The sequence below is a fragment of the Acinetobacter sp. 24-47-39 genome, assembly GCF_056783825.1.
This window is the reverse complement of record NZ_JBWYIP010000004.1, coordinates 93,541-108,605: the sequence shown is the minus strand read 5'-3', so window position 1 is coordinate 108,605 and position 15,065 is coordinate 93,541. Positions and strand designations below refer to the sequence as shown.

Sequence of the window (15,065 nt, the reverse complement as noted above, 5' to 3'; positions counted from 1 at the left end):
GCTGATTTGTATGACACGTTTAAAAATACGTGTTCCACAATTCATTGCATTTACAGGGAGAATGAAGTGAATAAAAAATTAGAACAACGTTTTAAAAAACGTGTCCATGGAAAAAATATTCTGATTACAGGCGCGTCCAGTGGTATCGGTTTAACTGTTGCACATCAATTGGCTGCGGCAGGTGCGCATGTATTATTGGTGGCACGAACTGAGGAAACTTTACAACAAGTAAAATATGAGATTGAGCAAAAAGGGGGAAAAGCTGACATTTTTCCTTGTGATTTGAATGATATGAGTTCAATCGATGCTGTAACGCAACAAATCTTCAATAGCGTCACACATATTGATATTTTAATTAATAATGCAGGTCGTTCGATTCGCCGTGCAGTCCATGAGTCCATCGACCGTTTTCACGATTTTGAACGCACGATGCAACTCAACTATTTTGGTGCTGTTCGCCTCATTTTAAATATCCTTCCACATATGATAGACCGTGAACGTGGACATATTATTAATATTAGTTCAATTGGTGTATTAGCCAATGCTACACGCTTCTCTGCATATGTCGCTTCAAAAGCTGCATTGGATGCATTTAGCCGTTGCCTATCAGCTGAAGTACATGCGCATAATATCGCTATCACCTCGGTCTACATGCCTTTGGTCAGAACGCCGATGATCGCTCCAACTAAAATATATAAATACGTGCCAGCACTTTCACCGAATCAAGCTGCAGATTTAATCGCTGGTGCTATTGTGAACCGTCCAAAAAAGGTAGCGACTGGTCTTGGAAAACTTGCATCAATTACTTATGCAATTGCACCTGATATTAATAATAAATTGATGTCGATTGGATTTAATTTATTTCCAAGCTCTACTGCTTCTGTCGGTCGCCAAGAGAAATTAAAAATTGTACAGCGTGCATATGCCCGACTATTTCCTGGCGAACATTGGTGATCGAACAAGTTAATTTAAGTACTTTGTGAGATGATCTTGTTACATTTTCACTGTGTGATTTTAATTATTCTTTAAGAATTAAATGCCATGATCAAAACATAAAATAGGAGTTTGTCATGGCTCAAATTTATTTTTTTAGATTATTTTTTCTAGCAGTTGCCGTTTTGATTTTTACTCAAATCATGAGCATGATTATTCAGCAACATTACTCATTCGACACCTTATTACAGCTAGGTTTATTTTTAATTTTGCTTGAGCTGGGATTCAACATAAAACCAGCCGATGCTCAAAATAAAACTGAATTGGATCAACAGCAGATGAATCATGCCAAAGCACCAAAGTCTTATGCATATCATTTGTCAAAAATAGGTTTAGGCACGATCGCATTCAGCTTGATCTTACCGAATCTTATTTAGTGCTAATCATGATTGGGTTCAAATATAGGCGTAAAAAAAAAATCGAGATCATTCGTTAGGCGGCAGAGTTATGTTATAAACCTTGCATCTTATTGATTTTATGCTTTGTACTTATGCGTGGTTTAGCTTTAGTGCTGCAATGTGCAGCCATCGCATTTGCGATATTCCTCATTTATCAAGTTACTCTCGGTTTTTATACTCAAGAATTTAAAGTTTTAGACGTTGTTGCTGATGTGGGCACTATTCTCATCTGTATCGATCTTGCCGTATTCTTGTGGCATAGCCGCCAAACTAAAGCTGCCAACCTACAAGACTATGCACAAAAGATCGAACAATCAGTTCCAAAATTCGTAAAAATTTCACGAAAATTAGGTCATCTCGGGATTTTATTGATCTTAACCAGCTGGATTGTCCCCATGATTAATGGATAAATTAAAAACCTCCCATTTGGGAGGTTTTTAATATCACTTACTGATGAAATGAGACCATTTAAGATAAAAAGTTGACTTGACCAGATTTCACATCATAGATTGCGCCAACAATCCCAATCTCTTTACGCTCAATCATGTCTCTTAGCGTGTCACTATTTTTAATAATATAATTAATATTATTTCGCACATTTAACACGGTTACAGCATCAATAAAATTGGTTGTAAGTTGATAATTACTCATATCATTTTTGACTGTTTCTGCCGCCTGCATAATCGGCTTCAAGAAATGCTGAACGTTCGGTGTATCTTTCAGTTGACTCAAATCCACCTTTTGCTCAAATAAATTACAAGCAGATCCTACCGCTCCACAGTCCGTATGCCCCAATACCACGATCAGTTTTGAACCCTTGGTTTTACATGCGAACTCTAAAGACCCTACGACTTTTTGACCAGCAATATTTCCAGCAATACGCAAACTGAATAAATCACCGATTCCTACATCAAAAATGCGCTCTGTCGGTGCTCTAGAATCCATACAACCCAACACTGCAGCAATAGGGTGTTGCCCTGCATTTGACGTAACTTGAATTTGGCGAGCAATATTATGGTGTAAACGCTGATGATTAATAAAACGCAAGTTCCCGTCTTTTAACATCTGTAAAACTTGATCAGGACTGAGCTGTTTTTGGAGTTCTTGCGTACTCACATCAAGATCGAGCTCGTCCTCTTTTATTTCAGGATAATGTGCTTTAAAACCCTGTAAATTAACTTTTACCCCCTGCTTTACCGCCACTTCACTTTGAAAGTCCTTAATAATTTGATAGATATCTGGATCAATATAATAGGTATTGGATGCATCGATTAGCACCGTTTCATGCGGTTTAATTTTTTCTAAAGCGGTGACGAGTGCGGCACGATTTAAAAAACTTAAATTCGGTGCTAATTCAATACGGGTAAGTGAGCCATGCAAATGTTTTTCATGGATCACACGTACACCACGGTGTAGATGACTCTGTAAGATAATCAATAAACTGATCACTAAACCAATCATGATGCCTTTCAGTAAATCAGTTGCAATGATTGCAACTACCGTGACAATAAAAGGTAAAAATTGTTTCCAACCCTGCGCATAAATCCGTTTAAATAGGCTTGGTGTTGCCAATTTAAATCCAGTCAAGATTAAGATTGCTGCCAATGAAGATAGCGGTATCGCATTGATCAATGGGGTGAGCGCCGCCACTGCAACAATCAGTAAAAAACCATGAAAGATTGCAGAAAATTTAGTTTTAGCTCCACTGGTTGCATTCACTGAACTACGAACAATGACTGATGTAATCGGCATACCACCGATCAATCCTGACATAGAGTTTCCTACCCCCTGTGCAAATAATTCACGATTCGGTGGTGATGAGCGCTTTTGTGGATCCATCTTATCGGCAGCTTCTAAATTTAACAGTGTTTCAAGAGAAGCCACCACCGCTAAAGTAATTGCACCCGTATAAATTAAACTATTATTCCAATACGAAAAATCTGGAAACTGGAAAATCGCTTCTGAACCAGAAAAGATATTCGGAAGATTAATCAATTGTTGAGGGTTTACTGCATATGGAGAGCCGATTTTCAACATGATAAAGTTGAGAAGTCCAGCAAATATCACCGCAATCAAGGCTGAAGGCAGCGGCAGTTTTTTTAATTTACTACTATCCCACAGTAGAATTAACGCAATACAACTCAGACCAATTAATCCTGAGCCGATATCAATATGACTCAGCACAGATTGAATTGACCATTGATCAATCAAAACAAAGCCTTTGACGTCCAAACCAATCAATTTGGGTAATTGACTGATAATCAGTAACAGACCAATCGCGGCAAGTAATCCCAAAATCACATTGGTGGGTACGAAATTTGAGAAAACACCTAACCTAAAAATACCAAATAATATTTGTAAAATTCCAGCTAAAAACAATGTGAACAAAAAGGCTTGATAATTACCTTGAAGTAATTCAATTTGGGTCAATACGATCGCCACTAAGCCTGCAGCGGGACCAGATACACTGATATGTGAGCCACTAAAAAAACCAACAACGATTCCACCAATCACGCCAGCAATGATGCCTGAAATGAGTGGTGCACCTGATGCATGAGCTATGCCCAAACAAAGCGGAAGTGCAACAAGGAAAACAACCAGACCTGAGAGCAAATCACGACTATAAAATCGAGGTTTCAGCTCTTCATTTTGAGATATACTCATGTTTAATTTCTCTTAATTATATGACTTATAAAGTTAAAAATAATTTTGAAGTGATGAATTGATTATTAAGTTTTTCTTATTGTTTTATACCATCTTAAAGTTTATATTTAAAATAAATCACCTTGATGTTCTTCATTTATTTAAAAACATAAGCATAAAAAAACCTCCCATATGGGAGGTTTTTTACCTGATTAAAGATTACTTCGAACCTTTAACCCCTGCTTGTAATAATAATGCACCTAAACCACCAATCTTCTGTTCTTGTGGTTTCTGCTGCTGAGGTTTTTTCGCATGTTGTGGGCGATCACCGTGTGGACGTGCTTGCTGAGGACGCTTAGCATGTGGTTTACGCTCACCACGTTGCTCTTGCTGACCATGAGTTTCACGACGTGGCTGGCGCGGTGCCTTCGCAGGTACTTCAGATCCTGCAGGACGCATCGATAAATTCACGCGATTACGTTCCACATCAACTTGTAACACACGCACTTGAACAATTTGCCCTGGTTTCACAAACTTATGTGGATCAGAAATAAATTCATTCGCTAGTTCTGAAATATGAACTAAACCATCTTGATGAACACCAACATCAACAAATGCACCAAAGTTCGTTACATTAGTCACTACACCTTCAAGCTCTAAGCCTTCAGTCAGCTGTGAAACCTCAGTAATGTCATCACGGAACTTCGCTGTACGGAACTCTGGACGGGGATCACGACCTGGTTTTTCAAGCTCCGCCAAAACATCTTGGATCGTTGGTAAACCAAATTTGTCATCAACAAACTCTTCAGGTTTAACCTGACGAATGATTTCAGTATTGCCAATAATATCTTTTACAGTGGTCGCTTTCGCTTCAACAATCTTGTTGACTAAACCATAAGACTCAGGATGAACTGCTGAAGCATCCAATGGCTCTGAACCGTCTTGAATACGTAAGAAACCTGCAGCTTGCTCAAAAGTACGCTCACCTAAGCGTGGTACTTTTTTCAAATCTTGACGATTATCAAAACGACCATTCTCTTTACGGTAGTCTACAATTTGCTGTGCTATAGATTTGTTTAATCCTGCGATGTAACCCAAAATCGCTGAAGATGCTGTATTCACATCTACACCAACTGAGTTCACACAGTCTTCCACTACAGCTTCAAGCGTTTTTGCCAAGCCTGTTTGATTCACATCGTGTTGATATTGACCTACACCAATTGATTTAGGATCAATCTTCACAAGTTCAGCCAATGGATCTTGTAAACGACGCGCAATAGATACTGCACCACGAATCGATACGTCTAAATCTGGTAATTCTTGTGAAGCCAATTCAGATGCTGAATATACTGAAGCACCTGCTTCAGATACAGACACGCGCGTTAAGTTAAGATCAGCATGAGCAGCCATCATTTCCGCAACAACAGCTTCTGTTTCACGACTCGCGGTACCGTTACCAATAGCAATTAGCTCAACATTGAATTCACGACATAAACGTGCCAATTCATTGATCGACCCTTCTTTATCTTCTTTAGGTGCGAATGGATAAATCGTGCTGTGTGCCAATACATCTCCAGATGCATTCACGACAGCCAATTTCACACCTGTACGGATACCAGGATCCACACCTAAAGTAGTACGTGAACCTGCTGGTGCAGATAAAAGTAAATGACGTAAATTTTCTGCAAATACTTGCATTGCTTCTGCTTCAGCAGCCAAACGCTTTTCTGTCAGAAGTGAATGCTCAATTGTAGGGCGGACTTTGCCGAGCCAGAATAATTTTGCAGTTTGCTTCAGAAAATCTTGACGGGCTTGAGGTTGAACTTGATCAAGATTGTATTCAGTTTCAATGCGCGCCAAAGGAGCATCATTTTCACCATCAACTTTTAGACCGAGTACATTCTCTTGACGTCCACGTAACATTGCCAATAAGCGATGTGATGGAACTTTGTTTAAATTTTCAGAAAAATCGAAGTAGTCACGGAATTTTTTACCAACTTCTTTTTTCTCTTCACTAGCAACTAAGCTTTTTAACACTGCTGTTTTTGCAAACATCGCTTTAAGCTCTGTCGTAAGTGCAATATTTTGTGCCCAGTCATCAATGAGAATATGTTGAACAGCGTCTAATTGACTTTCTAAATCAGGATAATCTTCATGATTAAATCCTGCTAAAGCTTCTGCAGGTTCAACATTTTCATTATAGATTTTTTCAGCGATTGGGCCTAAACCAGCCTCTTTTGCTTTAAATGATTTACTGGTACGTTTTGGACGATACGGTGCGTAAATTTCTTCTAATGCATTTTTTGTTTCAACGGCATTGACGCGAGCTAACAAATCATCCGTGAGTTTATTTTGTTCTTTCAGTGATTCAATGACCTTTTCACGGCGTTCAAATAAATCACGAAGGTAAGTTAATCGGGTATCCAGTTGACGTAACTGCGTATCGTCTAAGCCTTGAGTTACTTCTTTACGGTAACGTGCAATAAATGGAACACTAGAACCTTCATCAATCAGCTTAATGGCAGCTTCTACTTGGTTTGGACGTACGGCAAGTTCACTTGCCAACTGCTGAACTAAGTCAGTCATCGTGTTAAATTCCACAAGGATAAGGACTAAAAGTTAGTGATTATAAAGACCGAGACTATAAAATCCACAATTGTTTTGAATATTTGCAATGAAATTTTAAATAAAAGTCTAAATTTTTCTGGTTTTATCTCCCAAAGAAAAAGCTTCAGGTGAAGTCTCTGATCAATTATGTGAGTGTAATGCCTCATTGTGTCATCACTTTGACAATCAACTAAAACATTTAACTCTTTAAAATCACTTTATTTTTCTAATTTTGATGTAAATTTCTTGCTTTCAATACCACTTCAAATTAGCTTCATATTGAATAGCGATTTTATTTTAAATTATTTGCCTAAAAACAGGTCAACACTTGTTGTGATTTGGTTTCAAAACACGCTTAAAATTGTAATTTTGAGCAATTTGATACATAGTCTTAACAAGAACTTAGGCATTATACTGAGACAAATGAATATTTATAAATACAACTTTTAAGGGAGTGCATCATGAGTTTAGTTGTACCTGCTGAAAATACTGATGTAGTACACAATGACACTGACAGAGTTGAGCGCATTCTGGTCGTCGACGATGATGTGCGTCTTCGTACCCTTTTACAACGGTTTTTAGAAGATAAAGGTTTTGTGGTTAAAACCGCACATGATGCCACGCAAATGGATCGGTTATTACAACGTGAACTTTTCTCGCTCATCGTTTTAGATTTTATGCTTCCTGTAGAAGATGGTTTAAGCATTTGTCGTCGTTTAAGGCAGTCTAACATCGACACGCCTATTATTATGCTCACTGCACGTGGTAGCGACTCTGATCGTATTGCAGGGCTTGAAGCAGGTGCTGATGACTATCTACCAAAACCATTCAACCCAAATGAATTGTTAGCTCGTATCCGAGCTGTACTACGTCGACAAGTGCGTGAGGTTCCTGGGGCACCAAGCCAGAATGTTGAAGTGGTTTCATTTGGTCCTTGGTCACTCGATCTATCGACTCGAACATTGACTCGTGAGGGTCAAGTGGTGACCTTAACTACTGGTGAGTTCGCAGTACTCAAAGCATTGGTGCAACATCCTCGTGAACCGTTGACACGTGATAAATTAATGAATTTGGCACGTGGTCGTGAATGGGGAGCAATGGAACGCTCTATTGATGTTCAAGTCTCTCGTTTACGTCGTTTAATCGAGGAAAATCCGGCTCGTGCACGCTATATTCAAACGGTGTGGGGTGTGGGATACGTATTCGTACCAGATGGTGCAGAATAATTTTTAAACAATGGACTCCGCCATCAATGATGTCGGGGTCTTTATTTTATGTATTGAACAATTACATGCACTTATTCTTTTTAAGCCCAAATTCTCAGGTTAGACCGTGAAACTTGATCCTATTGACCCACAAAAATTTAATGAGTTTGTTGCGTATTCAGAGCGAAAACGAACCAAATGGGAACGCTTTCTTGACAAAATCAAGCCGCGCTCCGCTGCAATGAGAACAACAGTTTTAGTTGTTTTTGTGGTGTTCTTTAGTCTGTTTATGTCACTTTGGTTTTTTTGGAAAACCCTCTATTTGCCAGAGATTCAACAGCATGCACGCTACCTTGCAGTTGAACTCGAAATTATCAACAACCCTGACCTTCGAATTTTTCATGGTGACACTGAACTTGATGTTGATACATGGTTAAAACAGCGTGTTGGAATTGAATACGTTACAGACCCTGCTGCATTCCCCAACCAGCGTGACAAAGTCATCGCTGAATTCTTTACGAATCAAGTTGAAAAACGATTAGCCAAAGAACTCGACGTACCTGAAGTCACTGTCTATTTCCAATTTAAACCCAGTCCACGTATTTGGATTCAAACTCCAGAAATGAACGGGAATTGGGTTCAAGAGCCGTTAAAAACTTATGCGAATTATAGCCCCGAATTGATTTTGGCATGGTTTCTTGGCGTACCGCTGATTTCAGCCATGATTATCTTAACTTTAGTGAGACAGCTCAATCGCCCACTACGCCGACTTCAAAATGCAGCAAATAGCTATAGTAAAACTGGAAAAGCCCCCTATCTTGAGACGAACCACGGACCTTTGGAAATCCGCCAAGTCAACCAAGCCTTTAATCATATGATTTATACATTGGAGCTCACTGAACGTGATCGTCAAATTATGTTGGCTGGTATTTCACATGATTTAAGAACCCCGCTCACTCGAATTCGACTGAGTGCCGAAATGATGTCAGATGATGACTTCTTGAAAGAAGGCTTAATCTTTGATGTGGATGATATGGATGCCATTCTTAATCAGTTTATTTCTTACATGCGTGATGGTTCAGATGAAGACCTGAAAGAAACCAATATCAATACCCTTTTGCAAGAATTAGTTATTCAGTTTAAACCCCTGGATATTCGCTTTGAACCAGAAGAACTCCCACTAATTACTGCTCGTTCGCTTTCCCTCAAGCGCTTAATTGGTAACTTAATTAATAATTCTAAGCGTTATGGTGCTGAACCCATTGAGCTAAGTGCGAAAGTCGAGGGAGATCATCTAAAAATTTGTGTTGCTGATCACGGTGCTGGAATCCCAGAAGATCAAATTGAAGACCTTATGCAACCTTTTGTACGTGGTAATGAAGCACGAACAATCCAAGGGAGTGGTCTTGGTTTAGCTATTGTGAAACGAATTGTCGATATTCATGAAGGTGAATTAAAAATTCATAATCGTCCTGAAGGAGGTCTTGAAGCGGTCATTCTACTGCCCCTTTCAACACCTCAAGTTGCTGATATTTCAACCAATAGCACCTTAGATAAAATCAGGCAAACCATCACCGAACGATTTTGATGAATGGTGAATAGTTGAACGGTTGAATTGGTTTAATTATTCACCACAATGAAAATTAAATATAAAAAACAATATCTTATAAACCATAATATATCTTTATATCCGCATTTTTTGAAAAAATTAGACCTTAGCCTAACAGGTATGCAAAATGGCTCGCTTGATCGGTACAATCGGTGCCAGATCCAGAATATCAAGAGAAGAGTAAACCATGTCTTTAGATCGCATTCGTTTAGAGTCACTTCATGAAAAAGTCATTTCAGCTGAACAAGCTTCAACGTTTATTGAAGATGGCATGACCGTAGGTATGAGTGGTTTCACGCGTGCTGGTGAAGCTAAAGCAGTTCCATTGGCATTGGTAAAACGCGCTCATACAAACCCTTTAAAGATCACTTTAATCACAGGTGCGTCTTTGGGTAATGACTTAGATAAACAGTTAACTGAAGCTGGCGTATTGGCTCGTCGTCTACCTTTCCAAGTCGACAATACTTTGCGTAAGGCGATCAATAAAGGCGAAGTAATGTTTATTGATCAGCATTTGTCAGAAACTGTTGAACAAATGCGTAATAAACAATTGAAAAAGCCTGATATTGCAGTCATCGAAGCTGTAGCAATTACTGAAGATGGTGGCATCATTCCAACTACTTCAGTAGGTAACTCAGCAAGCTTTGCAATCTTTGCAGAAAAAGTAATTGTTGAAATTAACACAAATTTAAGCCTAGCATTCGAAGGCTTGCACGATATTTATATCCCATCTTATCGTCCGACACGTCAGCCGATCCCACTCACTCAAGTCGATGAGCGTATTGGTACACATGCAATTAATATCGATCCTGCTAAAATTGTTGGCATCGTATTTAACAGCGAATTCCATGATTCTCCATCAACAGTGACTGCACCAGATGATGAGACTCAAGCAATTGCAAACCACTTAATCGAATTCTTTGAAAAAGAAGTCGCTGATGAACGTCTTCCTAAAAATTTAGGTCCATTACAAGCAGGTATTGGTTCAATTGCCAATGCGGTATTAACGGGTCTTAAGGAATCGAATTTTGAAGATCTCATCATGTACTCAGAAGTACTTCAAGACTGTACTTTTGAATTAATTGATGCTGGTAAAATGAAATTCGCTTCTGGCTCATCAATTACACTTTCTGCCCGTTATGGTGAAAAAGTATTCAATAATCTTGAGCAATACAAAGACAAACTTGTATTACGCCCTCAAGAAATTTCAAACCACCCAGAATTGGTACGCCGTTTAGGGATTATCGGGATCAATACTGCGCTTGAATTTGACATCTACGGCAATGTGAACTCTACGCACGTATGTGGTTCAAAAATGATGAATGGTATTGGTGGTTCAGGTGACTTCGCACGTAATGCGCATATCGCAATCTTCGTGACAAAATCAATCGCTAAAGGTGGTGACATTTCATCTGTAGTGCCAATGGCATCTCACGTAGATCATACAGGTCATGATGTAGACGTTCTTGTGACTGAACAAGGTCTTGCTGATTTACGTGGTCTTGCACCGCGCGAACGTGCACGTGCAATCATTGATAACTGTGTTCACCCATTGTATAAAGATGCATTAAACGACTATTTTGATCGTGCATGTGCTAAAGGTGGACAAACCCCTCACCTACTTACAGAAGCGCTCTCTTGGCATTCTAATTTTGAAGAAACAGGTCATATGTTATCTGCACCTGCTGAAGCAAAATCTGCATAAGTATGAATTTGAAAAAAGCCCTGATATTCAGGGCTTTTTTTATTTCAACGATTCTAAAATACTTTTAAATCATCATGATAATTGACATAAACCAATAAAATAGGCAGGATTGAATAAGATACTTAAATGTGAACCAGTTTACATTTTATTAATATTAAATTACACAAAATCACACTTTTATAGCTGAACTTTACACATAATTTAAATATTATTATTTCATAGCAAGATTATGAGTGAACAAATAATAATAACAGCGTACTGTTTCATCAGTTTTCCTTCCTAGATTTCCCCCAAAATCTAGGAATTTTTTTGTCTATATGTTTTACAGAACTCAAGTTTAGTGTACGCATAAAAAAACCTCGATGTTCGAGGTTTTTGTGTTTGAGACGAATTCTATTTTAATGATTACCTTGAACTTTTTCCTCAATCTCTTCCACACTGGTGTGACGAACATCGTAGCCTTTAGCCATATAAATCACTTGTTCAGAAATATTACGCGCATGGTCACCAATACGCTCTAGAGATCTCAGCACCCACATAACATTCAGAACACGAGAAATATGACGAGGATCCTCAATCATGTAAGTCATTAATGTACGTGTAGCAGATTGGTATTCACGATCGATATCTGCATCAGCCAACAATACTTTTAGTGCTTGCTCTGCATCAACGCGTGCAAATGCATCCAATGCATCATGAATCATTACTCGAACTTGGTTACCGATATGACGTGTTTCCATATAACCACGAGGTGACTCACCTTCTTCACATAGATTTTGGGCTATACGTGCAATTTTAGCTGCTTCATCACCTATACGTTCTAAATCGGTATTGGCCTTGCTCATTGCAATCACCATACGGAGATCACTTGCAGCAGGATGACGGCGTACTAAAATCAAAGTCAAGCCTTCATCAATTTCACGCTCATAGCGATTTACCGTATTATCCTGAAATTGGACATCTACAGCCAAATTCACATTGGTGTCTAAAAGAGCATGAATGGCATTAGCAACTTGTTGCTCAACCAAACCACCCATCGCCATAAATTTGGTATGGACATCTTGCAAATCTTCGTTAAATTGAGAAGAAATATGGTGGCTAAGTACAGGATTATTAGAGCTCAAAGTCTTATTACTCCACACAGCGTGAATAGATTGAAATTTTTGCCATATTAAAGCATATCAATTGTGAATATTTGATGACAAAACAATCAATTTATTCTATTTTTCAACTAACCATGCATTCATTTGACGAAGCTCATTTTCATTCAATTGCCCCACAGAAGCCTTCAACCTCAACACATTCAACACATAATCATATTGAGCATTCACAAAATCTAATCGCGTTGCAAAAGCATTTCTTTGCGCAAGCAACACATCAACCATACTTTTAAGCCCTTCATCATACTGAGCTTGGGATGCTTTCGCGACTAATGCTGAAGAATCCATGGCAGCTTTGCGCGCTTGCAATGTAGCACTATCCATATCAATTTGTAGGTAAGATTTTTTAGCATCTGTGGTTGCTTTACGTATCGCAGCTTCTAATTGGCGTTCCGACTTTTCAACATTTTTTTTCGCTTTATCAATATTAATTTTAGTTCTTCCACCGGTGTAGGCATTCCAGTTCATTTCTACACCCACCTGATCAAATTTCCCATCACTTGATATAGCTGTTTGTGGTGACTGTTCACTATAACCATAAGTGACTACTGCTTCGACTTGAGGATAAAGCGCCGCTTGCTCTACACGTCGCTGATCATTGGCATATTGACGTTGCAAACGCGCTTGTAGAATTTCAAGATTCTGTTCTTGAGCTAATTTAGTCCATTCACTCATGATATTCGGTACAGGCTTTTGATACTCGAAATCATCACTTAAAACAGCGAGCTTTTCTTGGTAAGGTCCAATCAACTGAGCAAGTTGCTCTTGTGCCAAGATTAATTGAACACCTGTCGCAATTCGATTTGCTCGCGCATTTTGATATTGTGCATTCGCTTCGCTCACATCGCTTTCAGCAACTAAACCTTCTTTGAGTTTGGCATTCATCATATTGAGCTGCTCGAATAATGCTTTTTCTTCTTGAGCGTTAGTGAGCGTTAAAGCCTGTTGACGTAGTACATTAAAATAAGCTTCAGAGACATTTAATATATGTTGTTGCTGTTGCTGTTTTAAAGTGACTTCACTCAGTTGAACTGAGGTTTTTACCTGTTTATATCCCTGCCAAGCATCCATTCTGAAAATGGGTTGTCGTGCAGTAATCGCAATTTGACGAGTGGTCGATGTCGATGCCAACAGGTTAGAACTATTAAAAAAAGGATTCGATTCTGTACTTGAACGATTTACATCTTGGTTTTTACGCGTCACATTTCCTGAAACGGTTACTGTCGGCAGCAAATTACCTTTTGCTAAACCTATATTTAACTGATCAGCCTCATACTGCAACACGTTGGCTTGCCAATTTGGATCGGTTTGCTTTGCTCGCTCATAGGCTTCAACGAGGTTCAATGCAAAGCTCATCGGGCTAAGCGCAATTAAACTGACTGCAAGTAGAGTTTTTTTCATGATAATGACTTCACAGTACCTTAAGCATTTGAATAACAAGTAATTAGAATAGGATGTTGCAAATATAATCTTTAATCGAGCTTTTTACGTATCAATTTTATTATTTTTTCATTTAATCCGGAGAATTATTTTGAATTATGCGCATTGGTGTATGTTTTTTATACATTACTTTAACGCTTGATTGCGAAGCAACTACAATAAATTTCACTGTACGGTTTTAAAATAAGTGAAAATCTATTTGCGCCTCATTTCACACTTTAACTGTATTTTGATATCTCAATGAAGTCATTTTTGCACACGTTTAAGCCCATTCGTCAATTATTGACTCTTATGGTCGTAAGTCTTGGCTTAACTGCGTGTCAAAAGCCGATTTCCGAAGAAATTCCTACTGAATCTCCAAACCCAACCCAAAACCAGAACACCACACCTGATCTCAACCTCATTTGTCAAAAACTCAAAAAAGAAATGCTCGGGATAACTGCTCAACGGACTACATTCGCCATTGAGCAAATCAATCAAGATATTCGACTTTGTCTTCCCTTAATGCCATTTCAGGAACAGAAAGAATTGATCGGTTTGGCAGACATCATGTATAGAAATTTCTTAAGTATAGATCGATCAGCTGATCAGCAAAAAGCTTTTGATTTATATGCTCATGACCAGTCGCAATTTCCGACGATTCAACAATCACAAATTGAAAAATTACATCCACGAGATCAATATTTACTTCGGCACAAGGGTCAAGCATATATTGATCTCGTCGATATTAACCACCAAGCAACTTATCAAAGAAACCCATACTATTTAGCACGAGTATTTGCCCCCTATTTCCCTGAGGCAGAACAAGCATTTATGCAGGAACTTGCTGAACAAAATCAGCAAGCACAATTTGAAGATCCTCATTTTCATCTTGAAGCACAAGAGATTTCTAGACGTGCCCAGTATTGGGAAAATTATCTAAAAAAATATCCTCAAAGCAGTTTCCGTTTAGATGCAGAGTACCTTTACCATTTTTATTCAAATCTATTATTTAAAGGTCTCAAACATGATCCTGTTTCTCATGATTTTGAAGGACGTGTTGAAATTACTCCCGATGCTTTAGCTGAAATCGAACAACTCGCAAATATGAAAAATAGTCGTTTAGCAGATCAAGCGAGACTTTTCTTAAAATTTATCGAACTGGATTCACAACAAAAAAGTAAATTAACTTCAAATCAGACTGATGAAAATCCGCAAGTTCTTATACAGCTAAGTCGCTATTTAAACTTAAAAACTGTTGATCTTGAAAATCGTCGTAATTGCTTTAAAGACGCAATTTGTTATGCATCCTAGTCTGATGACTTT

Annotated in this window: 11 protein-coding genes; 7 read left to right on the top strand and 4 right to left on the bottom strand. The window is 38.5% G+C overall.

Going from position 1 to position 15,065, the window contains the following annotated elements:
* Positions 1-66 precede the first annotated feature (66 nt).
* The 3 genes from AC1M9C_RS05590 (at position 67) to AC1M9C_RS05580 (ending at position 1,801) form a co-directional block, all read left to right on the top strand.
* Positions 67-954, top strand: coding sequence for an SDR family NAD(P)-dependent oxidoreductase (locus tag AC1M9C_RS05590; RefSeq protein ID WP_481953354.1), 888 nt, complete (start codon positions 67-69; stop codon positions 952-954).
* Between the two features lie 116 nt (positions 955-1,070).
* A complete protein-coding gene (locus AC1M9C_RS05585; RefSeq protein ID WP_035263939.1) occupies positions 1,071-1,370 on the top strand; it encodes a hypothetical protein in 300 nt (99 codons plus the stop codon).
* A 113-nt stretch (positions 1,371-1,483) separates the two neighbouring features.
* On the top strand, positions 1,484-1,801 hold the full coding sequence (locus AC1M9C_RS05580) for a hypothetical protein (protein ID WP_092767300.1): 318 nt from the start codon (positions 1,484-1,486) through the stop codon (positions 1,799-1,801).
* A gap of 58 nt (positions 1,802-1,859) precedes the next feature.
* Here AC1M9C_RS05580 and AC1M9C_RS05575 read toward each other — a convergent pair whose 3' ends face one another.
* A complete protein-coding gene (locus AC1M9C_RS05575; RefSeq protein WP_481586724.1) occupies positions 1,860-4,055 on the bottom strand; it encodes a bifunctional SulP family inorganic anion transporter/carbonic anhydrase in 2,196 nt (731 codons plus the stop codon).
* A 198-nt stretch (positions 4,056-4,253) separates the two neighbouring features.
* Entirely contained in the window at positions 4,254-6,620 is a 2,367-nt protein-coding gene (locus AC1M9C_RS05570) for a Tex family protein (RefSeq protein WP_481586723.1), read from the bottom strand.
* A gap of 482 nt (positions 6,621-7,102) precedes the next feature.
* On the opposite strand from AC1M9C_RS05570, the gene ompR reads away from it, so the two are divergent.
* The 3 genes from ompR to AC1M9C_RS05555 all read left to right on the top strand — a co-directional run bounded on the left by ompR (position 7,103) and on the right by AC1M9C_RS05555 (position 11,160).
* Positions 7,103-7,867: an osmolarity response regulator transcription factor OmpR gene (ompR, locus tag AC1M9C_RS05565; RefSeq protein ID WP_035263934.1), complete on the top strand. Its 765-nt coding sequence runs from the start codon at positions 7,103-7,105 to the stop codon at positions 7,865-7,867.
* A 106-nt stretch (positions 7,868-7,973) separates the two neighbouring features.
* Positions 7,974-9,434, top strand: coding sequence for an ATP-binding protein (locus tag AC1M9C_RS05560; RefSeq protein ID WP_481586722.1), 1,461 nt, complete (start codon positions 7,974-7,976; stop codon positions 9,432-9,434).
* Positions 9,435-9,642: 208 nt separating this feature from the next.
* The gene (locus AC1M9C_RS05555; RefSeq protein ID WP_035263930.1) at positions 9,643-11,160 is read left to right on the top strand and encodes an acetyl-CoA hydrolase/transferase family protein; all 1,518 of its coding nucleotides are present in this window, start codon (positions 9,643-9,645) and stop codon (positions 11,158-11,160) included.
* A gap of 398 nt (positions 11,161-11,558) precedes the next feature.
* On the opposite strand, the gene phoU is transcribed toward AC1M9C_RS05555, so the two are convergent.
* Both phoU and abuO read right to left on the bottom strand, forming a co-directional pair.
* A complete protein-coding gene (gene phoU, locus AC1M9C_RS05550) occupies positions 11,559-12,284 on the bottom strand; it encodes a phosphate signaling complex protein PhoU (RefSeq protein WP_035263928.1) in 726 nt (241 codons plus the stop codon).
* A 96-nt stretch (positions 12,285-12,380) separates the two neighbouring features.
* Positions 12,381-13,721: a multidrug efflux outer membrane protein AbuO gene (gene abuO, locus AC1M9C_RS05545; protein ID WP_035263926.1), complete on the bottom strand. Its 1,341-nt coding sequence runs from the start codon at positions 13,719-13,721 to the stop codon at positions 12,381-12,383.
* Between the two features lie 279 nt (positions 13,722-14,000).
* Between abuO and AC1M9C_RS05540 the strand changes: the two genes are divergently transcribed.
* Positions 14,001-15,053 carry a hypothetical protein gene (locus tag AC1M9C_RS05540; RefSeq protein WP_212771588.1) on the top strand — a complete coding sequence of 351 codons (1,053 nt, stop codon included), beginning with the start codon at positions 14,001-14,003 and terminating at the stop codon, positions 15,051-15,053.
* Positions 15,054-15,065: the final 12 nt, after the last annotated feature.